Source organism: Vibrio sp. CyArs1, assembly GCF_022432925.1.
Classification (GTDB): domain Bacteria; phylum Pseudomonadota; class Gammaproteobacteria; order Enterobacterales; family Vibrionaceae; genus Vibrio; species Vibrio mediterranei.
Genome location: NZ_JAKRBO010000002.1, coordinates 791,135 through 813,419, shown reverse-complemented (window position 1 = coordinate 813,419; position 22,285 = coordinate 791,135). Strand labels below are relative to the sequence as shown.

At 43.8% G+C, this 22,285-nt stretch carries 17 protein-coding genes and 1 riboswitch; of the genes, 10 read left to right on the top strand and 7 right to left on the bottom strand.

The genetic code is table 11. The features are described from left to right. Positions 1-66 precede the first annotated feature (66 nt). The gene (aroA, locus tag MMA19_RS10385) at positions 67-1,347 is read left to right on the top strand and encodes a 3-phosphoshikimate 1-carboxyvinyltransferase (protein ID WP_031494483.1); all 1,281 of its coding nucleotides are present in this window, start codon (positions 67-69) and stop codon (positions 1,345-1,347) included. 40 nt (positions 1,348-1,387) lie between these two features. Here aroA and MMA19_RS10380 read toward each other — a convergent pair whose 3' ends face one another. Further along, positions 1,388-1,636, bottom strand: a complete 249-nt coding sequence (locus MMA19_RS10380) for a YciN family protein (protein ID WP_031494484.1) — start codon at positions 1,634-1,636, stop codon at positions 1,388-1,390. Between the two features lie 332 nt (positions 1,637-1,968). On the opposite strand from MMA19_RS10380, the gene topA reads away from it, so the two are divergent. From topA to MMA19_RS10360, 4 genes are all read left to right on the top strand, one after another. After that, positions 1,969-4,596, top strand: coding sequence for a type I DNA topoisomerase (topA, locus tag MMA19_RS10375; RefSeq protein WP_240206148.1), 2,628 nt, complete (start codon positions 1,969-1,971; stop codon positions 4,594-4,596). A gap of 539 nt (positions 4,597-5,135) precedes the next feature. Further along, positions 5,136-6,353 carry a glucose-1-phosphate adenylyltransferase gene (gene glgC, locus MMA19_RS10370; RefSeq protein WP_062457062.1) on the top strand — a complete coding sequence of 406 codons (1,218 nt, stop codon included), beginning with the start codon at positions 5,136-5,138 and terminating at the stop codon, positions 6,351-6,353. Between the two features lies 1 nt (position 6,354). Continuing rightward, the gene (gene glgA / locus MMA19_RS10365) at positions 6,355-7,818 is read left to right on the top strand and encodes a glycogen synthase GlgA (protein WP_240206147.1); all 1,464 of its coding nucleotides are present in this window, start codon (positions 6,355-6,357) and stop codon (positions 7,816-7,818) included. Positions 7,819-7,979: 161 nt separating this feature from the next. Continuing rightward, the gene (locus MMA19_RS10360) at positions 7,980-8,780 is read left to right on the top strand and encodes an alpha/beta hydrolase (protein ID WP_031496328.1); all 801 of its coding nucleotides are present in this window, start codon (positions 7,980-7,982) and stop codon (positions 8,778-8,780) included. Here the strand turns inward: MMA19_RS10360 and MMA19_RS10355 are convergent. The 5 genes from MMA19_RS10355 to torD all read right to left on the bottom strand — a co-directional run bounded on the left by MMA19_RS10355 (position 8,773) and on the right by torD (position 12,829). After that, entirely contained in the window at positions 8,773-9,093 is a 321-nt protein-coding gene (locus MMA19_RS10355; protein WP_031496326.1) for a DUF2007 domain-containing protein, read from the bottom strand. The genes MMA19_RS10360 and MMA19_RS10355 overlap by 8 nt on opposite strands. Continuing rightward, the gene (locus MMA19_RS10350; protein WP_006074949.1) at positions 9,093-9,776 is read right to left on the bottom strand and encodes a TVP38/TMEM64 family protein; all 684 of its coding nucleotides are present in this window, start codon (positions 9,774-9,776) and stop codon (positions 9,093-9,095) included. The genes MMA19_RS10355 and MMA19_RS10350 overlap by 1 nt, the downstream gene beginning before the upstream one ends. 119 nt (positions 9,777-9,895) lie before the next feature. After that, positions 9,896-10,486: a TfoX/Sxy family DNA transformation protein gene (locus MMA19_RS10345; protein WP_006074950.1), complete on the bottom strand. Its 591-nt coding sequence runs from the start codon at positions 10,484-10,486 to the stop codon at positions 9,896-9,898. 115 nt (positions 10,487-10,601) lie between these two features. After that, a riboswitch (cyclic di-GMP riboswitch) is annotated at positions 10,602-10,689 on the bottom strand. Between the two features lie 179 nt (positions 10,690-10,868). Further along, on the bottom strand, positions 10,869-11,873 hold the full coding sequence (purR, locus tag MMA19_RS10340) for an HTH-type transcriptional repressor PurR (protein ID WP_006074951.1): 1,005 nt from the start codon (positions 11,871-11,873) through the stop codon (positions 10,869-10,871). A gap of 302 nt (positions 11,874-12,175) precedes the next feature. Continuing rightward, positions 12,176-12,829: a molecular chaperone TorD gene (gene torD / locus MMA19_RS10335; protein ID WP_006074952.1), complete on the bottom strand. Its 654-nt coding sequence runs from the start codon at positions 12,827-12,829 to the stop codon at positions 12,176-12,178. Positions 12,830-13,109: 280 nt separating this feature from the next. Here torD and torR point away from each other — a divergent pair, with 280 nt between their 5' ends. Continuing rightward, entirely contained in the window at positions 13,110-13,820 is a 711-nt protein-coding gene (gene torR / locus MMA19_RS10330; RefSeq protein ID WP_006074953.1) for a two-component system response regulator TorR, read from the top strand. A 111-nt stretch (positions 13,821-13,931) separates the two neighbouring features. Here torR and elyC read toward each other — a convergent pair whose 3' ends face one another. After that, positions 13,932-14,891: an envelope biogenesis factor ElyC gene (gene elyC / locus MMA19_RS10325; protein ID WP_346657531.1), complete on the bottom strand. Its 960-nt coding sequence runs from the start codon at positions 14,889-14,891 to the stop codon at positions 13,932-13,934. Positions 14,892-14,939: 48 nt separating this feature from the next. On the opposite strand from elyC, the gene cmoM reads away from it, so the two are divergent. From cmoM to mukB, 4 genes are read left to right on the top strand one after another with little or no spacing between them, the layout of a single operon-like run. Beyond that, positions 14,940-15,722 (top strand): tRNA uridine 5-oxyacetic acid(34) methyltransferase CmoM, encoded by a 783-nt coding sequence (gene cmoM, locus MMA19_RS10320; protein ID WP_038223139.1) that lies wholly within the window; start codon positions 14,940-14,942, stop codon positions 15,720-15,722. A gap of 11 nt (positions 15,723-15,733) precedes the next feature. Continuing rightward, positions 15,734-17,071, top strand: coding sequence for a chromosome partition protein MukF (gene mukF, locus MMA19_RS10315; protein ID WP_240206145.1), 1,338 nt, complete (start codon positions 15,734-15,736; stop codon positions 17,069-17,071). Beyond that, a complete protein-coding gene (gene mukE, locus MMA19_RS10310; RefSeq protein WP_006074957.1) occupies positions 17,052-17,795 on the top strand; it encodes a chromosome partition protein MukE in 744 nt (247 codons plus the stop codon). Before mukF ends, mukE begins: the two co-directional genes overlap by 20 nt. Further along, positions 17,792-22,240 (top strand): chromosome partition protein MukB, encoded by a 4,449-nt coding sequence (mukB, locus tag MMA19_RS10305; protein WP_240206144.1) that lies wholly within the window; start codon positions 17,792-17,794, stop codon positions 22,238-22,240. Before mukE ends, mukB begins: the two co-directional genes overlap by 4 nt. The last annotated feature ends 45 nt before the right edge of the window (positions 22,241-22,285 follow it).

Genomic DNA, 22,285 nt, shown 5'->3' with positions numbered 1-22,285 from the left:
ACCAAGAATTATTTAAGACGCTTCATTACAAGGACTGAAGTGTCTACAAAGGATTAGATTCAACTAATGGAAAGCTTAACACTCCAACCCATCCAAAAAGTATCCGGAACGGTTAACCTTCCAGGTTCAAAAAGTGTCTCGAATCGTGCTTTATTGCTTGCTGCGTTGGCAGAAGGTACGACCACACTCACCAATCTTCTAGATAGTGATGATATTCGTCATATGCTCAACGCCCTCACCAGTTTGGGTGTCGAGTATCAGTTATCCGAAGACAAAACTCAATGCATCGTTAAAGGTTTAGGTCAACCATTCAGTGTCTCGGAACCAAAAGAACTATTTCTTGGCAATGCAGGTACTGCGATGCGTCCTCTAGCAGCTGCGCTTTGCCTTGGTGAAGGCGAATATGTTCTTACTGGCGAACCAAGGATGAAGGAAAGACCCATTGGTCACTTGGTTGATGCGCTTAAGCAAGCTGGTGCGGACGTCGAATATCTAGAAGCAGAAAACTATCCGCCTCTAAAGATCGTTGGTACCGGTTTGACAGGTGGACTGGTCAAAATTGATGGTTCCATTTCCAGTCAGTTTTTAACAGCATTCTTGATGTCTGCACCATTGGCGAAGGCTGATGTCACCATCGAAATTGTCGGTGAATTGGTATCAAAACCATATATCGATATTACGCTGCATATAATGGAGCAGTTTGGTGTTAAAGTTGAAAATCGTGACTATCAACAGTTTGTTATTAAGTGTGGTCAACGATACCAGTCTCCAGGCCAGTTTTTGGTAGAAGGGGATGCGTCTTCAGCCTCCTATTTCCTTGCTGCTGCAGCCATCAAAGGCGGTGAGATAAAGGTGACGGGTATTGGTAAGAACAGTATTCAGGGTGATATTCGATTTGCCGACGCGCTAGAAAAAATGGGCGCAGAGATTGAATGGGGTGATGACTACATTCTGTGTCGTAAAGGTGATTTAGTGGGTATTGATATGGACTATAATCATATCCCCGATGCCGCCATGACTATTGCTACGACGGCACTCTTTGCAAAGGGCACAACTGCAATTCGTAACGTATACAACTGGCGAGTAAAAGAAACAGATCGTCTTGCGGCTATGGCTACCGAATTGAGAAAAGTAGGTGCCACAGTAGAAGAAGGTGAAGACTATATTATCGTCGAGCCAACCGATGACCTAAAACATGCTGCGATTGACACGTATGATGATCACCGAATGGCAATGTGTTTCTCTCTCGTTGCGTTGAGTGACACACCAGTGACGATCAACGATCCTAAGTGTACGTCAAAAACGTTCCCTGACTACTTTGATAAATTGGCAGATTTAAGCCAGTAACACAGTGAATAATAACGCCCCAGAATCGGGGCGTTATTATTTAGTTCTGCAGAGTAAACTCTTTCGAAAGGTGGTGTGCAAGGTATTTAAACATATTAAATACCGCCGTTGTTTTCTCGGTTGGTAGCCCTTTATCATCGAGGAAGTAGTTACCTTTGAAAACTAGGACACCGTCTTTTTCTTCGACGCTGTCTGCACGCATTCCTTCAATGAAATCATCATGTTCCTGAATGATTTGGTTGGCGATGAGCAACAAATCAAACTCTGTGATGGCGGTTTTCTGTGACATATTGATGTCCTCTATATAAAACATTACCGCGTAGTGTATGAGTGCCAACACATTTTGCAAGGACAAATATCTCGGCTATAGTTAGCAGCAATTTGTGATAAGCAACAAATTTTGGTGAATGTTGCTAGGCAACAATCATAAATGGCGTTTAATATTGCGCCATTTTTCAAGCGATGAGTTCTATTTGATCGGACATTTGTCGAGCAATCAGAATCTAATTGCAAAAAAACTGGTTGATCTTCTTTTGTTCTCGCTCAATAGTAAAAAGAAGCATAAATTTCGAACATCGTGCGATTAAATGTCGCAATGTGATATAGGACGTTAGTGTCATTATGGGAAAGTCACTGGTTATAGTGGAGTCACCCGCTAAGGCTAAAACCATTAACAAATACCTCGGTAAAGACTTTATAGTGAAGTCGAGTGTAGGTCACGTGCGTGACTTACCAACTGCAGGGCAAAGTACTGGTAAAAAAGCAGCAGCTGTCTCTACAAAAGGCTTAAGTGCTGAAGAAAAAGCACGTATTAAAAAAGAAAAAGACCGCAAAGCGCTAATTAAAAAAATGGGTATTAACCCATATGATGATTGGGCAGCAAACTATCAAGTATTGCCAGGCAAAGAAAAAGTAGTTGCCGAGCTACAAAAACTTGCGAAAGACGCTGACCATGTTTATCTCGCAACCGATTTGGACCGCGAAGGAGAGGCTATCGCATGGCACCTTCGTGAGATCATCGGTGGCGATGAAGAGCGATATAAACGAGTAGTATTTAACGAAATTACCAAAAACGCGATCCAACAGGCATTCCAAGATCCTGGTGAACTGAATATGGATGGCGTGAATGCACAGCAAGCACGACGTTTCTTAGACCGTGTTGTTGGTTTTATGGTGTCTCCGCTTCTTTGGAAGAAGGTCGCACGAGGTCTATCTGCGGGCCGCGTACAGTCAGTTGCCGTTAAGCTTCTCGTAGAGCGTGAGCGTGAAATTAATGCGTTTATCCCAGAAGAATTTTGGGATATTCATGCAGATACTAAAACTTCGGATAAGACAGATTTTCGTCTACTAGTTGCTCAAAAAGCGAGCAAGGCGTTCAAACCATCTAATGAAACAGAAGCGCAAGCCGCTGTTTCTGTATTGGATAAGGCGACGTACGAAGTTTGTAAACGTGAAGACCGTCCAACTCAAAGTAAGCCATCAGCACCTTACATCACTTCTACGCTGCAGCAGGCAGCAAGTACGCGCCTAGGTTATGGTGTTAAAAAGACTATGATGTTGGCTCAAAGGCTGTATGAAGCGGGTTATATCACCTATATGCGTACCGACTCTACCAACTTGAGTGCAGAAGCAGTTGATGCAGTCCGTGGCTATATTGATAGTGAGTTTGGTGGTGCCTATCTTCCTGAAAAACCAAACTTCTACGGAAGCAAAGAAGGTGCTCAGGAAGCGCACGAAGCGATTCGTCCTTCAGACGTTAACGTGAAAGTTGATGATCTTTCTGGTATGGAAGCCGACGCTCATAAGCTATATGCACTTATCTGGAATCAGTTCGTGGCTTGTCAAATGACACCAGCGAAGTACGATTCAACAACCATCAGTGTGAAAGCTGACGAGTATACGTTGAAGGCGAAGGGTCGCATTCTTAAGTTTGATGGTTGGACTCGTGTTCAGCGTCCAATGGGCAAAAACGAAGATGCTATCCTTCCTGCAGTACAGCTGGGCGATAAGCTTGACCTTGTTGCGTTAGATCCTAAGCAACACTTTACCAAGCCACCTGCACGTTACACCGAAGCGGCTTTAGTTAAAGAGCTAGAGAAACGTGGAATTGGTCGTCCTTCTACTTATGCGTCAATCATCTCAACGATTCAAGATCGTGGTTATGTAAAAGTTGACCAGCGTCGTTTCTATGCTGAGAAGATGGGTGAGATAGTGACCGATCGTCTTGATGACAGCTTCACTGATTTGATGAACTACGACTTTACTGCTCGCATGGAGCAGAAGCTCGATCAAATCGCCGAAGGTGATGCAAGCTGGAAAAATGTATTGAACGAATTCTTCGAAGAGTTCACTACTGATTTAGGCAAAGCTGAGCAAGACGAAGAGCATGGCGGTATGAAGCCAAATCATATCGTTATGACAGAAATTGAATGTCCTACATGTTCACGCCCTATGGGTATTCGTACTGCTTCAACTGGCGTATTCTTGGGCTGTTCTGGCTATGCTTTACCACCTAAAGAGCGTTGTAAAACGACGATTAACTTGGGTGATGAAGAAGGCATTATTAACGTTCTTGAAGAAGACGTCGAAACGGCAGCTCTGCGTGCTAAGAAACGTTGCCCAATTTGTGAGACGGCAATGGATGCTTATCTGATCGATGATAAGCGCAAGCTTCATGTTTGCGGTAATAACCCAAATTGTGAAGGCCATGTGGTTGAACAGGGTGAGTTTAAAGTTAAAGGTTATGATGGCCCGACGGTCGAATGTGACAAGTGTGGCTCTGAAATGGTACTTAAGAACGGCCGTTTTGGTAAGTACATGGACTGCACCAGTGAGACCTGTAAAAACACCCGTAAGATCCTTAAAAACGGTGAAATAGCACCTCCTAAGGAAGACCCAGTTCATTTCCCAGAGCTTCCTTGTGAAAACTCGGATGCTTACTTTGTACTGCGTGATGGTGCATCAGGCCTATTTATGGCTGCTAGCAACTTCCCTAAATCTCGTGAGACTCGCGCACCGCTTGTAAGTGAACTTGCGAAATACAAAGAACGTTTATCGCCGAAGTTCCACTATCTTGCGGATGCACCAACAGAAGATCCAGATGGTAGACCAACGGTAGTTCGTTTCAGTCGTAAGACTAAAGAGAATTATGTTCGTTCTGAAATCGACGGTAAACCATCGGGTTGGACGGGGTTATATGTTGATGGTAAATGGGAAATTACCGATAAGCGTAAAAAGCCTAAAAAATAATCTCTGAACGTTCTAATTAACAGCACTCATTTGAGTGCTGTTTTTTTATCCTCACTATTAAACCCTTAATTTTGTAAATGATTGTATATATTTAGTACATTCATTATCTATATATACCCATTAAACTGGTCATAGCAGTTTAGCTCATTGTTTTTCAGGCAGTTTTCATCAAAGAGTGGTTGAGGTGAATTGCATGTTAACAATATGTGTTGATAAGGTGATGTCGGTATGCCATTCTGTGATTAAAGGCGTAAGTTTTGATGCAACTGTGTTCAATGCCAAATAATGCGTCATGATGCATTGTAATCTTATTTCAAAACGATAATTTAGATAAAAACCATATTAAAAAAAATGGTTGGCCCTAGGTTAATAATTAAACAACTTGGCCTCAAGCCTATTTTATATACAAGATTCAACGTTTGAATGGTCGATGAAATAATCGACATTGTCATCCGTTAATAAAGAAGTCGGGTACCCCCAAATGTAATTTAACTACCCGACAATAAATGGAAAAAAGCTGTAATAAAACGGAGATATCAATGGCTGGTGTATTGGGAATGATTCTTGCTGGTGGAGAAGGCTCTCGCCTACGTCCTTTAACCGAATCACGTAGCAAACCTGCGGTACCATTTGGAGGAAGCTATCGTCTGATTGACTTCGCTCTGAACAACTTTATCAATGCTGACTTAATGCGAATTTATGTCCTCACTCAATTTAAGTCTCAATCACTCTATCAACACATGCGCAAGGGTTGGAATCTAACGGGAATCACTGACCGATTCATTGACCCCATTCCTGCACAAATGCGTGATGGTAAACGTTGGTATGAAGGTACTGCGGATGCGATTTATCAAAACGTTCGTTTTATCGAGTTAGCCAATCCTGAGCATGTATGTATCTTTGGTTCTGACCATATCTATAAAATGGACATTCGTCAGATGCTAGACTTTCACAAACGCAAGGAAGCGAAACTAACCGTTTCAGCACTGCGAATGCCATTAGCGGAAGCGTCTGAATTTGGTGTGATTGAAGTTGATGAAGAAGGCAAAATGATTGGCTTTGAAGAAAAGCCACAAAACCCGAAGTCAATCCCTGGTCACCCTGATATGGCGTTAGTGTCTATGGGCAACTATATCTTTGAAGCAGAAAGTCTCTGCAATGAGCTACGTATAGATGCCGAGAATACTGAGTCTAGCCATGATTTTGGTAAAGATATCATTCCTAAGATGTTCCCTGAAGGTGATGTCTATGTTTATGATTTCTCTACCAACAAAATCAGCGGTGAGAAAGACACTACTTACTGGCGTGATGTAGGTACGATCGACTCGTACTGGGCGGCTCATATGGATCTACTTCAAGAAGACGCTCAGTTCTCGCTATACAACCGTAAATGGCCGCTTCACACTTATTATCCACCATTGCCGCCAGCAACGTTCGTTGACGCTGAGCATCAAAAGATCAAGATTACTGACAGCTTGATTGCGGGCGGTAGTTATGTTCGTGGCTCATCAATCTATCGCTCTGTATTAGGTTTTAGAAGTAATATTGCCGCTGGTTCTGTGGTGAGTGAATCTGTTATCCTAGGTGACGTTAAGATTGGTGCTGGTTGTACAATCAAGCGCGCGATCATTGATAAGAACGTAGAAATTGCCCCTGGGACTGTGATTGGTGAAGATCTTGAGTTGGACGCGAAACGTTTCCATGTCTCCCCGGGTGGCGTTGTAGTCATCAAGAAAGGGACGAAAGTTGGATTCTAAAATGCGAAACATAGATGTATGGTTTCCAGTTTCAGAAGCGCAAGGACTTGTAAAAAGTGGAGGCTTGGCAGATGTTGCCAAGGCTCTGCCTAAAGCTCTGCAAGAACTGGGTAAAAATGTAGCCATTACTTTACCCGGTTACCAGTCACTGCCTAACAAGGATCAGTATGAGTTTGTACTAGCTACGGAGCTAGAGCACTGGCCACATACACCGTACCAAGTTAAGAAAACGCAACTCGACGGCGTTGATGTGTTCGTGATCGAATGTGATCGATACTTCGATAGGCCGGAATTGTATGCTGAGCACAATCGAGCTTATGCTGACAATGGGGAACGATTTGGTTTCTTCGCTGCAGCGAGTCTGGATGTGTTACCGAAACTCGGTATTCGACCTTCTATTGTTCATGCCAACGACTGGCATACTGGTTTGATCCCATTCTTGCTTAAAACACGCTACGCTGATGACGAGCGTTTTGCAGGAATGAAGTCAGTTCTAACGGTTCACAATGCTATTTTTAAAGGCATCTTTTCCTACAGTCAGCTGGAAATCATTCCGGAACTTCGTCTTTCTGGAATGGAATTTCTACAGTATGGGGACAGTTGGGTAAGCACACTTCGTGCGGGAATTGCCTTCGCAGATAAAATCAATGCAGTAAGCCCTAACTATGCCGCTGAACTAGTGACACCTCTAGGTTCACATGGTTTGGTAGACGATTTTGTTCATCGTTCCAAAGATCTTCATGGTATTGTTAATGGCTGTGACTACTCAGAGTGGAACCCGAAGCTTGATGACTTTCTTCCGGTCAATTACGACGACGAGTTAGAGAGTATGCTAAATGGTAAGCTCGCTGCTAAGCAGGCGCTGCAAAAGGAGCTATCGCTGCCAGAACGCAATGTTCCAATGGTTGGCATGGTATGTCGATTGACTCACCAAAAAGGTTTCCATTACATACTGCCAATATTGGATAAGTTTCTGAAAAACGATGTTCAGGTTGTCATTATCGGAACTGGTGAGCCACAAATCGCTTCCCATCTTAACGATATTGCAGAGCAGTTTTCTGATAAGTTGGCGTTTGTAGAGGCGTATAGCAACCGATTTGCTCATCTAGTAGAGGCTGGCTCAGACTTTTTCCTAATGCCTTCTGAATTTGAAGCATGTGGTCTGAACCAAATCTACAGTATGGCTTATGGTACCTTGCCTATTGTACGTAAAGTTGGTGGGCTGAAAGATACGGTAATCGACTTTGATGACAATCCACAGCAGGCAACGGGCTTTGGGTTTGATGAGCCTTGCCATGACGCGCTGTTGATTGTCTTACAGCGAGCGCTTCTGTTCTATTTGCAACACCCAGAAGAGATGCGTGAGATGCAACTTCGAGCAATGCGCAAAGACTTTAGCTGGATAGAATCTGCCAAGGAATACATCAAAATGTATGATTTGGCGCTTGAAGCCTCACATTGCTAATATCATTGGAAGAGCGGCGTAATGCCGCTCTTTTATATGCACTTGTTGGCATTTTTTGACACAATTGGAAATCATTTTTTCTAAATTTCCGCGCAATTTTCTCCTGAGACGTGTAGAGTTGTGATAACTTTATTTTCGTACTACTAACCAATCCGAGAACTATGTCCGAAAGCCTACTATTTCATAAAACGTATACCCATCCTACAAGTGATGAATGGGTGGTATTTGTGCATGGGGCAGGGGGCAGCTCATCTATATGGTTTAAGCAGATACGAGCTTATCGTGAGCACTTCAACTTACTGTTCATTGATTTGCGTGGGCATGGTAAATCGAATCAGTTCTTAAAAGATATCATGGCCAACAAGTACACATTCAAAACGGTAACAATGGATATCGTTCGTGTACTGGACCACCTTAAAATACAATCGGCCCATTTTGTCGGCATGTCTCTTGGTACCATCATCGTGCGCAATATTGCTGAACTGGCAATGCCAAGAGTGCGCTCGATGGTTCTGGGTGGAGCGGTAACGCGCTTTAACACACGTTCACAAATACTGGTAAAAATTGGCAACATGAGTAAGCACATAATCCCTTATATGTGGCTCTACAGCTTATTTGCGTACATTGTGATGCCTCAGAGGGGACAGAAAGAGTCTCGCCACTTGTTTGTTAGAGAAGCTAAGAAACTGTGCCAAAACGAATTTAAGCGTTGGTATCGACTAACTACGGAAGTCAACCCACTGAATCGTTACTTCAAGGAGAGGGAACTACCGATTCCGACCCTGTACCTAATGGGTGAGAAAGACTACATGTTCATCAAGCCGGTGAAAGAAATGGTGGCTGAACATAAGTCCAGCCAACTATTAGAGATTAAAGATTGTGGTCATGTTTGTAATGTCGAGAACCCCGAAGAGTTCAATCGTCACTCAATTGCCTTTATTAAGTCGGTGACACCTAAGTAGGTGCTAACGCTTGGCAACTCCAACAGGCGCCAAACTGCGCTTCATTCACTTCATGACACCTTGGACACACCCAATCCCTTTTTTCCAAATCTGCTTTTAACTGTTCTTGCCACTCGGCTATGATAGCTTTCGCTTTAACATGTTGTTTGTTATCGATTAGCCAGACATAAGGCAAGGTATTTTCATCAAATGGCACTTCACCTCGAAGCGTGTAAACCCCTTCACCTCTAACTTCACAAAGGATTCCTTCATTTTCCAATTGTTGTTGAAGGATATGTGCTTCCGTCGGACTATTGCCAATAAAAACCTTCATTATTCTTGTACCTGTGGTGAGCGAGAAATTCGCGCCATAATCCACTTAGCAATCAGTGGAAATAATCCCAACAAAGCGAATGAAGCTAAAACTGCTGGGGAAACGATACCTGACAAACTGTTAATATTGGCGAGCTGTGTACCGGCATTTAAGTAAACCGCAGTTCCAGGCAACATGCCTAACTGGCTCACTAAATAGTACTTTGACACTTTAATTGGTGTTAAGCCCATTAATAGGTTGATTAAGAAGAACGGAAATACCGGAATCAACCTTAGCGAGAACAGATAAAAAGCCCCGTCTTTTTCTACACCTTTATTGATAGTTTCTAACTTTGAACCGAACTTGCTTTGAACCCAGTCACGCAATAAAAAGCGACTACTCAAAAATGCAATGGTTGCACCAATGGTACTAGCAAAAGAGACAAGAAGAAGACTGGTCCAAAAGCCAAATAAAGCGGCACCTAGTAACGTAACAACTGCAGCTCCCGGAATTGAGAATGCGGTAATGGCAATATAGGCAAAAAAGTACACTAATGCGGCAGTAACAAAATTCTGACTGATATATTCGCTGAGTGCAGCTTGCTGAGCCTGAGCATTTTCCAGCGTTAAATATTGTCCAAAATTAACACCTAGAATGATAATGACGGCGAGAAGTGCGATTCCGAGTATTAGCTTTTTGCTCATGATGCTGTCCTTGTGACGACTCTGTATTAGTTTAGTAGACAGGGCGTGGATAGATTTACTTTCATCATAAACTAAAAAAATCAGCCGTTAGGCTGATTTTTTGTATAGAGCGATAAGGGCTAGTTTATAAGACTGGCCAATTCTTCTCTTTTATTTTGCGGAATCACGGACCAGTGCGTGCCATTAATGGCACCCTCTAGCGCCCAAAGTAACTCAAGACCTACAGTATTTGAGTGAGTTCGTTGGATTGCTTTAAAAGCCTCCACAGAACCTTGCTCTTGCAGATCGTATACCGATTCAATTCCAGCTTTCTTAAGCATACGCTCAGTAGCCAGTCTTAAATTAGGTAAATCTTTGAGTCGATTGGGTTTTGTTTCCGACTGTTGCACTTTTTCTGTTTTTGCGAACTCTAAGGCAGAGCGAGCATGCGTCAAGATAACATCCTGATCTTGCCAACAGTCCTCAGGGAGTGCGAAATACTTAGTGACAACGGGGAACCCACGCTTCTTATAAACGTATGGCTTGTAGCCAAGTTGCTTAAATTTAGCGATCGTCTGACGGTTAGTTCTGATATGTAATTTGTTATTCACTGCTAATGCAAACATGGTATCGTCAATAAAGATACCAAATCCACCAAACATAGAACGAGACTTAACTCTTCCAAGCTGAGCGAACAATTGCATCGAGTTTTTTAGTATAGGATTGTCCATGCTTATTCTTTTCTCGGTGTTATTGATTGTGTCACCAAAATCAGGTCCGAGAGTATAGCAAACGGGTGTCAGCCTTCTGTTAGCGGTAAACCAAAAGAATGCTAATACCTTTGCCATCGGTAACCCCGCTACCTATCAAATAAATTTGGTTTAGGCCGGTGGCTTTGCGTCCCACCCTTTCAAGTGGTTTGCCCTGTGCGTGACATATTTAGAATAAATGAAAATGACTCATATCTATGACGGTTGTATGGTAAAAGTGTGATATTGCTTCAGATAATCGATTGGGATTTGTGCGGGAGAGTGTGTCGAAACAAACAATAAAGCGTTCAGTTTATTGGATGAGGATCAAAAAAAAGTGCCTAGAAAGGCACTTTTTTCAGGATTATGTGAGTTTTTTGACAGAATCACGTTCTACAATCTCAGGGTGCATTTCGAAAATGCGTTTTTCGTGACCTTTATCTTTGATTCGTTCTAGAAGAATCTCAAACGCATTCTTACCTACACGACGCTTCGGTTGGTGCACTGTTGTCAGTGGTGGAGAGAAATACTCAGCCAATTCGATATTGTCATAACCGATAACGGAAATATCTTCTGGAACTTTTACACCTAATTGTTGCAGGCGACTCATTAAACCGAATGCCATGGTGTCGTTGAAGCAGAATACGGCAGTTGGACGAACTTCCATTGCTGCAATACGGTTAGCGGCAATCACGGCCGTATCACATTCGAAGTTACCTTCTAAGATTCGGTCATCTTTCATCTCAATACCCGCTTCCGCTAGAGCACGCTGATAGCCGACAATACGCTCTTGGCAAACGGCTTTCTCTAGGTGTCCGCTCAAGCATGCAATGTCAGTATGACCGTTATCGATCAGATATTTAGTTGCGAGATAGCCGCCTTCTTCCGAGTTATCAATGATCTTGTCGGCTTGAGAGCTTTCTGGGCCCCAGTCCATAATCACTTTCGGAATATCTGAATGACGGTCTAGCATTTCTAGTAGCTCTTCAGTTAAGTCGGAGCACATAACCAAAATGCCATCAACACGTTTTTCTGCGAGCATGCGAATATAGTCGCGCTGTTTCTCGTAGACACCACCCGTGTTACATAGGATTAAAGTATAGCCTTGGCGATAGCAGTAGCTTTCAACACCGTCGATGACTTCCGAGAAGAACAAGTTTGTAGATTGAGTGACAAGCATTCCAATCGTTTTGGTCGAGTTACATTTCAAACTACGAGCAACCGCACTTGGTGCATAGTTAAGTTCATCTACCGCTGCCATCACTTTTTCTTGTGTGGCTTCTGCTACAAAACGAGTTTTATTAATTACGTGAGAAACGGTGGTCGTTGAAACGCCAGCCAGACGGGCGACATCTTTGATTGTTGCCATAGCTATATCCTTTTATCGCGGAGTGCTATTAATAGCCAATACCGCTTCGAATTCTGGAAGCCAATATATGGGTTCCTAATAAGTAGTGCATTCTGAATGAAAAAACCGCTTTTCAGCGGTTTGGTTCAACAGTTCGACAGATTATTATTGTGCTTGTTGAATACCAAAGCGGCTTTTGCATTTAAACGGCGGATTGTAGTCTTCCCCATTGATACAAGCAATCACTTATACAACAAATTTATAGATAAGGCGCACTTTTGTCTGTAACGGTGAGTGATAAACAGTACATGCGCCTCAAAATCTTAGGCTTGATCACCTTTTAAGTAATCAAGATCTAGCTTGATGAGTGCTTGAAGTACTGTTGATACCGCGGCGTAAAAACCAAACTCATCGTGCTGCTGACATTTAGTCACGAATTGTGGCACCCAAGTTAGCAGGTGTTGTTCAATAAACTCTGCTTGCTGCTCCATCGCCTCATTCATGTGAGCTTCTGACTCTAATTCGTTGGAACGAATAATGAGGTTCCCGAGAAAATCGAGCTCAATAGCCAAATGATCCGCTGGTTCGTTTAAGTTTTCAGTTACCGCAATATTGTGCTCCGCAAGCAACTCTGACATCACTTGAGCGGGTTTGTCGTTTAACAGACCTGACTCACCAATATATAAAGAAGCATAAGGTAGCGCCCCATGCTTATCTGTTTTCAAAAACAGATCACAAAAATCAGCAGACAACTCAAGTTGGGCATCTTCTCTTACTTGCAGTCTGTTTAGTGCGTCGACCATAGAGGCGATAGGAGCTGATAGTGTTGGGTTTTCACCCAGTCCAGTAAGGAAAGCGCGTATATCTGGGCTTTGATATTTCTCGAGTTCTTCTGTGGTTAGTTCTCTAGCAAAGAGGCTCGAAAGCCACCAGTATAATTCAGCACGTTGTTCGTTAAATGCTTTGATTTCTTGCATTTTCTTATCTCCAAAAGTGTTATCTCTATTTTAGCTAATAAAGATGAACAACAGTAATCATTGATGTGAAAAAAAAAGATAAAAAATGAAGGGTTGTGAAGATATGGTCATGTGGAACAAGGTTTTTGGATAAATCTCTGTTGCATATCTGAAGTTAAGATTTCTATTTGTTTTGAATCAAGAAAAAGCAAGTTTTCTTCAATTCACGTCAATGTAGGCTAGAATTGTGACTAATTATGAATAGAATGACTCTGTCATTGAAAGATTGAGATAGAAAGACATGAAATATCACGTACTAGTAGTGGAAGATGATGTCGTTACGCGCAGCAAACTAGCGGGTTACTTCGAAAGTGAAGGTTACTTGGTGAGTGAAGCGGAGAGCGGCGAACAAATGCGTCAGATTCTACAGGAAGCCAGCATCGACTTGGTGATGTTAGACATCAACTTGCCGAAAGAAGATGGACTGATGCTAACGCGTGAATTAAGAAGTCAATCGGATATTGGCATCATTCTAGTGACGGGTCGCACAGATAGTATCGACCGTATCGTTGGTTTGGAAATGGGCGCAGATGATTATGTGACGAAACCATTCGAATTGAGGGAACTCCTAGTCCGCGTCAAAAATTTGCTATGGCGTATTTCTCTAGCCAGAAAACAACCTATTATTGAAGAATCGGTGCAGAATGAGAACTTGATTTACTTTGGTGAATGGGTGTTTGACAAGCAACGCCGTTCGCTAAGTAACAATGGAGAGCCAGTAAAACTCACTAAGGCAGAGTACGAACTCTTAGTAGCACTATCGGCATATCCTAACCAGGTACTTAGCCGAGAGCGTATACTTAATATGATTAGCCATCGAGTTGACGCGCCAAACGACCGCACTATTGATGTTTTAATTCGTCGCATGCGTGCGAAGATGGAGCTGGATCCGAAGAACCCACAGATTTTCATTACTGTTCACGGTGAAGGGTATATGTTCGCCGGTGATTAGCTTTCTATTCTGTTGCAATCATGACATAAAGTCCGTTGCAACCAGACTTTTTGAATAGTCGAAAAAAACGCCTCACTTTATAAGTGTGGCGTTTTCTTTTGTGCCTGACTTTTATTGAGCGTTTGCGGCTTCTTGCGGTTCTTCAGGAGCAAGCTGCGCTTCAATGTCTTGCTCAGTGATCTTATCTACACCCTCAGAAGACTCTAACTCAGAAACGGAAGGTAAAAACTCTTGGTTACCTTCGTTAGCCACCCAATCACGAAGGTTTTGCCATATTAACCCCATGGTCTCGTGCCAGTACCGCTCAGTTTGCTCCAAGTAGCGAGATGATGGCGTATATTTCTGCCATGCTTGGTCGATGTCTTTTTGTGCTAGGAAGTTAGTTGGCGCCGGGAGTGGGTTTAAGCCTGCAGCTTCAAATTCGTGCATAGCGCGCTTCATATGGCTAGCTGACGTCACCAAAACCAGCTTCTTATTTTGCACGAATCCAGCAGCTTGTCGGGCTTCTTCCCATGTCTCTTTTGCTGTTTCCAACAAAATGATATCCGGTTTAGCAATACCTAAAGCAAGGGCAACTTTCGCCATGGTTCTAGCGTGACTGACACCGGTACCACCATCATAACCAGATAGAATTAATTTAGCGCCTGGATACATTCTGAGAATCCGGATACCTTCACTTAAGCGCATTAATGAAGCTCGGCTCAGTTCTGAAGTGGGCGGAATTTGGTCGTCGACCACGTGCCCACCACCAAGGACCATCACGTAGTCGATGGTTTCATTAATGGGTAAGAACGCACTGTATTGGCGCTCAAGTGGCATTAACAGGCGGCTAGATAAGGGTTGGAATGAAATAAGAAAAGTCCCACACAGAGACACGAGAATAATCAGGCTTCCTAGTTTACGGCGTGCCGTAAACATGATGAGAACTAAGCCCAAGAAGCCAAGAATTAACATGGCAGGTAAAGGCATTAGTAATGAAGACACAACCTTTTTCAGCTCAAACATAGAATAATAGTCCGAAAAAACACCACTTAACGCTAAAAAAGGGAGTTGCCCCTTTATTCCTGTCACTTATATGACAGAATAGCTGTACAACTGGTTATCTTAACTCAATATACCGTGATGCAAGACCGAAATTTCGACGATATCGCCCACAAATTTGCAAAAAATATTTACGGCTCAGAGAAGGGTGAAATCCGCCAAACTATTGTTTGGGAAGACTTAACCCAAGCTCTCGCTGCGCTGGATGATACAAGAAAAAAACTAGAAGTTTTAGATGCAGGTGGTGGATTAGGGCAAGTTTCGCAACGAATTGCTGAGAGAGGACACAAGATCACATTGTGTGACCTCTCTTCTGAAATGCTCAAGTTGGCCAAGGCAGATGTTGAAAAAAACGGGCTACTCTCGCAATATCGCTGGATACATAGTCCAGTACAGCGTATTGCAGAACATATGAGTCAACCAGTAGACCTGGTGTTGTTTCATGCCGTTATGGAATGGTTAGCTGAACCTAGACCCGCTCTAGAAGCGGTTTTGCAGCAAGTGAAACCTGGTGGTATCGCTTCTGTCATGTTTTACAATCATCATGGATTGGTATTTAAGAACGTCATATGTGGCAATATTCCTCATGTACTTGAAGGCATGCCGCATAGAAAAAGATTTAAGCTTCAGCCACAAAAAGGGCTGAAGCCAGAGGAAGTGTATCAATGGATAGAGGATGCGGGATTTGAAATATGTGGCAAATCTGGCATTCGCTCATTCAGTGATTACATTGGCAATATGCAATACATGGGAGACTACACCGCTGAAGATGTTCTAAAAATAGAACAGCAGCTGTGTCGCCAAGAACCCTATCTCTCCATGGGCCGATACATACATGTATGGGCGAGGAAAAAACAATAACAGGAAAGACCATGAGTGATAACACTCTGATTGCAGATGACCGACCGATTGATGAACTTGTCGGCTGGGTCAAACAGCATGATTTTGCATTGAATCTTTCCACTGAACGGTTGGCATTTCTCATATCCATTGCGGTATTGAGTAATGAAAGATTTGATGAAGAACTTGGGGAAGGGGAACTGCATGATGCGTTTAAGATCGTCACCCAACAGTTCGAGCAAACGGGCGAAGCGACCGCGTTTCGTGCCAATAATGCAATTAATGAATTAGTTAAACAGAGGCTGCTAAGTCGTTTTACCAGTGAGGTAAACGATGGCGCGAGCATCTACCGTCTCAGTCCACTTGCGATTGGCATTACGGATTACTACGTCAGGCATCGTGAGTTCTCCAAGCTCAGACTCTCTATCCAGCTTTCAATGGTGGCGGATGAAATGGCGAAAGCCATTCTCGCGGCTCAAGAAGGCGGAACGGTTGGTCACTGGCGCAAGAACGTATTTGGCGTTTTGAAATACTCAGTGGGTGAAATCTTCGACCAGATTGATTTGAACCAACGAGTTATGGATGAACAGCAGCAGTCAGTCAAAGTGCAAATCGCAGAGCTACTCAATAAAGACTGGCGAGAAGCGATCAACAATTGCGAAGCTTTGCTGTCTGAAACCTCCGCGAATCTTCGTGAGCTTCAAGATACTCTGCAAGCAGCTGGGGATGAGCTACAAACTCAAATTCTAGATATCCAAGAGATCGTCTATGGTGACGATGAGCTTGAGTTTGTGGGAGAGGCGCTCTTTGGCTTGCAAATGAAGCTGGATCGAATCATTAGCTGGGGTCAGCAAGCGATCGATTTATGGATTGGTTACGATCGTCACGTACATAAATTTATTCGTACTGCGATCGATATGGATCAAAACCGTGCATTCAGCCAAAGACTTCGCCAGTCAGTAACGGACTACTTTGATGCGCCATGGTATTTAACCTATGTCGACGCAGAAAAACTCACAGATCTTCGTGATGAAGCTTTGGTGCTTCGTAATGACGAAGTGACGGGAGCTGTGCCACTTGAAGTGGAATATGAAGAATTTGAACAAGTAAATGATGAACTAGCCGAACGTATTGGAGACATGCTGAAAGTGCATAAAGAGCAGGGTGCTCCAATTGATTTAGGCATAGTGCTTCGAGATTATCTTGCAGCACACCCATACACCCATCATTTCGATCTCGCAAGAATCGTTGTGGATCAAGCAGTTCGGTTGGGCTACTCCCAATCCGATTACTCAGCCATTCAACCAGATTGGCAAGCTATCAACGATTTTGGTGCAAAGGTACAAGCAAATGTCATCGACAAATATTGACGAATACATGTCAGAAAAACTGGCAAAAGCGATAACAAATCCGCTTTTTCCTGCACTAGATAGTGCACTTCGTGCGGGTAAACACATCTCCTCAGAGGACATGGATAATCACGCCCTTTTGTGTGATTTTGATGTGGAACTGGCGAGTTTCTATCAGCGTTATAACACCGAATTGGTGAAAGCGCCTGAAGGATTCTTCTATTTACGCCCTCGTTCGACCACGTTAATCGGTCGAAGTGTGTTGTCAGAATTAGATATGCTGGTGGGCAAAGTACTGTGCTTTTTGTATTTAAGCCCAGAGCGTCTAGCTCATGAAGGCATCTTTACCAATCAAGAACTGTATGACGAGTTATTGGCACTCGCTGATGAAAAGAAACTGATGCGCCTCGTCACTAATCGCGCAACAGGATCGGATCTCGATAAAGAAAAACTGTTTGAAAAAGTACGTACGTCTTTACGACGTCTACGCCGCCTAGGTATGACGATCTCTATTGGCGATACTGGTAAGTTCCGTATCAGTGAGGCGGTGTTCCGCTTTGGTGCCGACGTTCGGGTTGGTGACGATATGCGTGATGCTCAATTGAGACTAATTCGCGATGGTGAAGCGGTAGCGCATACTCAAGCACCATCACAAGGTAGCTTAATTCCTAACGAAGAAGTGAAAGAGACAGAGTTAACCGAACAATTGGATATTCAGCAAGATGATCAGGAGGCTGACGTATGATTGAAAGAGGTAAGTATCAATCAATGACGATGGTCAACTGGAACGGCTTTTTCGCGCGTACTTTTGACATTGATAGCCTAGTGACCACGTTATCTGGAGGTAACGGTGCGGGCAAATCTACTACAATGGCGTCATTCATCACGGCTCTGATCCCCGACCAAAGCTTGCTTCACTTTAGAAATACGACAGAAGCCGGCAGTTCTCAGGCATCGAGAGACAAAGGCCTATACGGTAAGCTGCAACCAGGTACATGTTACTCGGCACTCGACGTTGTGAACTCACGCAATCAACGAGTCTTGTTCGTGGTTAAGTTGCAGCAAGTTGCTGGACGAGATAAAAAAGTCGATATTAAACCGTTTATTGTTCAAGGTTTGCCAAGCAGCGTTAAGCCGACCGATATCCTAATTGAAGCAGTGTCTGACAACCATGCTCGTGTCCGCCAAATCAATGAAGTGAAAGATGCGGTCAGTGGTATGGAAGGCGTTCACTTTAAGGCGTTTAATTCTATTGTTGATTATCATGCGCAGATGTTTGAGTTTGGTGTCTTGCCAAAGAAATTGCGCAATAGCAGCGACCGCTCGAAGTTTTATCGCCTGATTGAAGCCTCGCTATATGGTGGTATTTCAAGCGCCATTACTCGCTCGCTTCGTGACTATCTATTGCCTCAAAATGGTGGCGTGAAAAAAGCATTCCAAGATATGGAATCGGCACTGCGCGAAAACCGTTTGACCCTAGAAGCAATCAAAACGACGCAAGCCGACCGCGACCTGTTCAAGCACCTAATCACCGAATCAACGAACTATGTTGCTGCAGATTACATGCGCCATGCCAATGAGCGCCGTAATAAGCTCGAAAATACAATGGCGATGCGCAATGAGTTGTTTGGCTCAAGACAGACCTTGATTGCACAGAATGAATTGCTCAACAAGGTTCAGCAAGAATTGTCTATGCTTCTCGAAAGCGAATCTGGGCTCGAACAAGATTATCAAGGCGCGCAAGATTACTTACTGTTGGTTCAAAATGCTTTGCGCCAACAAGAGAAGATCGAACGTTATCAGGAAGATCTTGAGGAGCTCAACGAGCGTCTTGAAGAGCAAATGATGGTGGTTGAAGAGGCCACCGAACGCAAGTTAGCCGCAGAAGAGCAAGCGACATTCGCTGAAGAAGAAGTGGATAGCTTAAAAACGCAGCTCGCAGATTACCAACAAGCACTGGATGTGCAACAGACGCGCGCGCTGCAATATCAGCAGGCGGTCCAAGCGTTAGAGAAAGCGCGTGAGTTGCTTGATGATGATACTCTTGAGCAAGACGGTGCTGCGACTAAGCTAACTCAACTGAAAACTGAAGAAGCAGAACGTACTACTCAATTGCTGGAATTTAAGCATAAGCTGGATATGTCTTCTGCTGCGGCGAAGCAGTTTGAACTTGCATTAGAACTCGTCCAGCAATTTGCAGGCGATGTACCTCGCAATAAAGCAGCAAGCGCCGCAAGACTAGCGTTAAAGCAAGTGGATGAGCAGCGTCAACTGCTTGGCAATGAACCTCAGCTACGAGCACAGTTCCGCGATACTGAAAAGAATATTGAACGTCAAGAGCAAGCTCAGCAACTGGTGAACGACCTCCAGAGTGTTGGCGTCACAATAGCCAATGAAATGGATATTGAGATAGAAGCGGAGCGTCAGCGCGAAAAAGTGCTAGAAGGCGAGCAACGACTTGAGCAGTTACGTGAATCATCAAGTGACGCGAAGCAGCGCGAACAGGAACTTGTTTCTGAAATTAGTAAACTTGAACGTTATGCTCCTCAATGGATTAAGTCATACAATGCACTAGAAGAGTTAAGAGAGCAAAGTGGTCTGAAACTGACAGATCGAGCGGACGTTATCAGCTCAATGCAGGAAGTGAATGATAACGAACGTAAGACCTCATTTGAACGCGACTCACTAGCGAAACGTCGTGAAGAACTTGATCTTGAGATTGAACGTCTTGCGTCCCCAGGTGGTTCAAATGATCCTCGCTTGAAAGGTTTGGCTGATACACTGGGTGGCGTGCTTCTCTCTGAGATTTACGATGACATTACTATTGATGATGCGCCGTACTTTAGCGCAATGTATGGTCCTGCTCGTCACGCGATTGTAGTGTCAAACCTTGACGGAATTAAAGAAAAGCTGGTAGAGCTTGATGACTGCCCTGAAGATCTGTACATCATCGAAGGCGACATCGATGCATTTGATGATAGTTCATTTGATGCTGACGAATTAGATGGTGCAGTGTGCGTACAGCTTAATGAAAGACAGTTACGTTACTCGCGTTTTCCGAAGATCCCTCTATTTGGCCGAGCGGCGCGTGAACAGCGTTTGGAGCTACTGCGTGAACAACGTGAGGAGACCGTTGAAAAACACGCGAAAGCGGCGTTTGATGCTCAAAAGCTGCAACGTCTATACCAAGCATTCAATGCTTTCGCAGCACAGCATATGCAGTTAGCATTTGAATCCGACCCTGAAGTACAGCTGGCGCGTCTGCGTGAGCAACGAAGTGCTGTAACTCGTGAGCTAAGCGATCACAAACAACGTGAACAGCAGATCAACGCGCAGCTGGTGGCGACAAAACAATCGGTTGGTTTACTTGATCGATTGGCGATTTCATCAAATGTTTTGTTTGATGAGACATTGGTTGAGCGATTTGCAGAGTTGAAATCGCAAATGGAACAGCTAACCTCAGCGAAAGCGTATGTTAATCAACATGGTTCCGCATTAGAAAAACTGTCTAGTGTGGTCAATGCGTTGGATAGTGACCCTGAACAGTTTGAAGCGTTAACTGAGCAATACCAATCTGCGGACAAAAATCTACAAGCATTAAAAGCTCAGATCTTTGCCGTTGCCGATTTGGCTGAGCGTCGTCCTTACTTTGCTTATGCTGATTCCATAAATATGTTGAATCAAAGTAGTGAACTTAGTGAGCAACTTAAAGCAAAGTTGGTGCAAGCTGAATCAACGCGTGCTCGTTTGCGCGAAGGCTTAAAGCAAGTTCAGGAGCAAGCTAACCAATACAACCAAGTACTGGCGTCTCTTAAGAGTTCCCATCAAGCTAAGCTGGAAACGGTTCAAGAGTTTAGAGCAGAGCTTCAGGAATACGGTATTGTCCCTGATGAATCTGCATTGGAACGCGCAGAGCAGCGTCGTAATGAGCTTCAGTTAGCGTTGCAAACATCTCGTACTCGTAAGAGCGAATACGAGAAAACCATGACGTCCACTGAACTTGAAATGAAAGGTTTGGCGAAACGTCTGAAAAAGGTTCAGAAGGAGTACGTTGAGTTACGTACCTATGTGGTAGCAGCAAAAGCGGGATGGTGCAGCGTATTACGTCTAGCCAAAGCTAATGACGTAGAACGTCGATTACACAAACGTGAACTCGCCTACATGAGTGCTGGTGAATTGCGTTCAATGTCGGATAAGTCATTGGGTGCACTGCGTTTGGCGGTCGCTGATAATGAAGACTTGCGTGATTCACTGCGTCAGTCGGAAGATACTTCAAAACCAGAACGCAAAGTCCTGTTCTATATCGCTGTATACCAACATCTGAGAGAGCGCATCCGTCAGGATATCATCCGCACCGATGATCCGGTAGAAGCTATTGAAGAGATGGAAGTAGAGCTGGCTCGCTTGACCGAAGAACTGACGCAACGCGAAAACCGTTTGGCTATTAGTTCGGAATCGGTATCAAGCATCATCAAGAAAACGATTCAGCGCGAGCAGAATCGAATTCGTATGCTTAACCAAGGTCTATCGAATATTCATTTCGGTCAAGTGAAAGGCGTAAGACTTAATGTCAAGATTCGTGAGAGCCATGAGCAATTGTTAGTAGCTTTAACGGCTGAGCACAAAGACTTGTTCGAGACAACGCGTTATACCTTCTCTGAAGCGATGGCTAAGTTGTTCCAGCGTGTTAACCCACATATCGATATGGGGCAACGCTCTCCGCAAGTACTGGGTGAAGAGTTACTAGACTATAGAAACTATCTTGAGCTCAGTGTCGAAGTTAACCGTGGTTCTGATGGCTGGTTACAGGCAGAGTCGGGCGCACTATCGACAGGTGAAGCTATCGGTACAGGTCAGTCAATTCTGTTAATGGTAGTGCAAAGCTGGGAAGAAGAATCGCGTCGTTTACGTAGCAAAGATATCTTGCCTTGTCGTTTACTGTTCCTGGATGAGGCTGCGCGTCTTGATGCTAAATCCATTGCGACATTATTTGAACTTTGTGACCGCCAAGGGATGCAGCTACTCATTGCCGCACCGGAGAACATCAGCCCAGAAAAAGGGACGACGTACAAATTGGTGCGTAAAGTGTTCAAAGATCACGAACATGTTCATGTTGTCGGTCTTCGCGGTTTTGGTGAGAATAAACGATTAGATGACGCTGAAAAGTTAGTTGAACAAGCAACAGCGTAAAGAAATACCAAAAAGCCTTCTTATTAGAAGGCTTTTTTTTCGGCT

Coding starts and splice junctions, on each gene's coding strand:
- aroA (WP_031494483.1), top strand. CDS start 67: ATGGAAAGCTTAACACTCCAACCCATCCAAAAAGTATCCGGAACGGTT.
- MMA19_RS10380 (WP_031494484.1), bottom strand. CDS start 1,636: ATGTCACAGAAAACCGCCATCACAGAGTTTGATTTGTTGCTCATCGCC.
- topA (WP_240206148.1), top strand. CDS start 1,969: ATGGGAAAGTCACTGGTTATAGTGGAGTCACCCGCTAAGGCTAAAACC.
- glgC (WP_062457062.1), top strand. CDS start 5,136: ATGGCTGGTGTATTGGGAATGATTCTTGCTGGTGGAGAAGGCTCTCGC.
- glgA (WP_240206147.1), top strand. CDS start 6,355: ATGCGAAACATAGATGTATGGTTTCCAGTTTCAGAAGCGCAAGGACTT.
- MMA19_RS10360 (WP_031496328.1), top strand. CDS start 7,980: ATGTCCGAAAGCCTACTATTTCATAAAACGTATACCCATCCTACAAGT.
- MMA19_RS10355 (WP_031496326.1), bottom strand. CDS start 9,093: ATGAAGGTTTTTATTGGCAATAGTCCGACGGAAGCACATATCCTTCAA.
- MMA19_RS10350 (WP_006074949.1), bottom strand. CDS start 9,776: ATGAGCAAAAAGCTAATACTCGGAATCGCACTTCTCGCCGTCATTATC.
- MMA19_RS10345 (WP_006074950.1), bottom strand. CDS start 10,486: ATGGACAATCCTATACTAAAAAACTCGATGCAATTGTTCGCTCAGCTT.
- purR (WP_006074951.1), bottom strand. CDS start 11,873: ATGGCAACAATCAAAGATGTCGCCCGTCTGGCTGGCGTTTCAACGACC.
- torD (WP_006074952.1), bottom strand. CDS start 12,829: ATGCAAGAAATCAAAGCATTTAACGAACAACGTGCTGAATTATACTGG.
- torR (WP_006074953.1), top strand. CDS start 13,110: ATGAAATATCACGTACTAGTAGTGGAAGATGATGTCGTTACGCGCAGC.
- mukF (WP_240206145.1), top strand. CDS start 15,734: ATGAGTGATAACACTCTGATTGCAGATGACCGACCGATTGATGAACTT.
- mukE (WP_006074957.1), top strand. CDS start 17,052: ATGTCATCGACAAATATTGACGAATACATGTCAGAAAAACTGGCAAAA.
- mukB (WP_240206144.1), top strand. CDS start 17,792: ATGATTGAAAGAGGTAAGTATCAATCAATGACGATGGTCAACTGGAAC.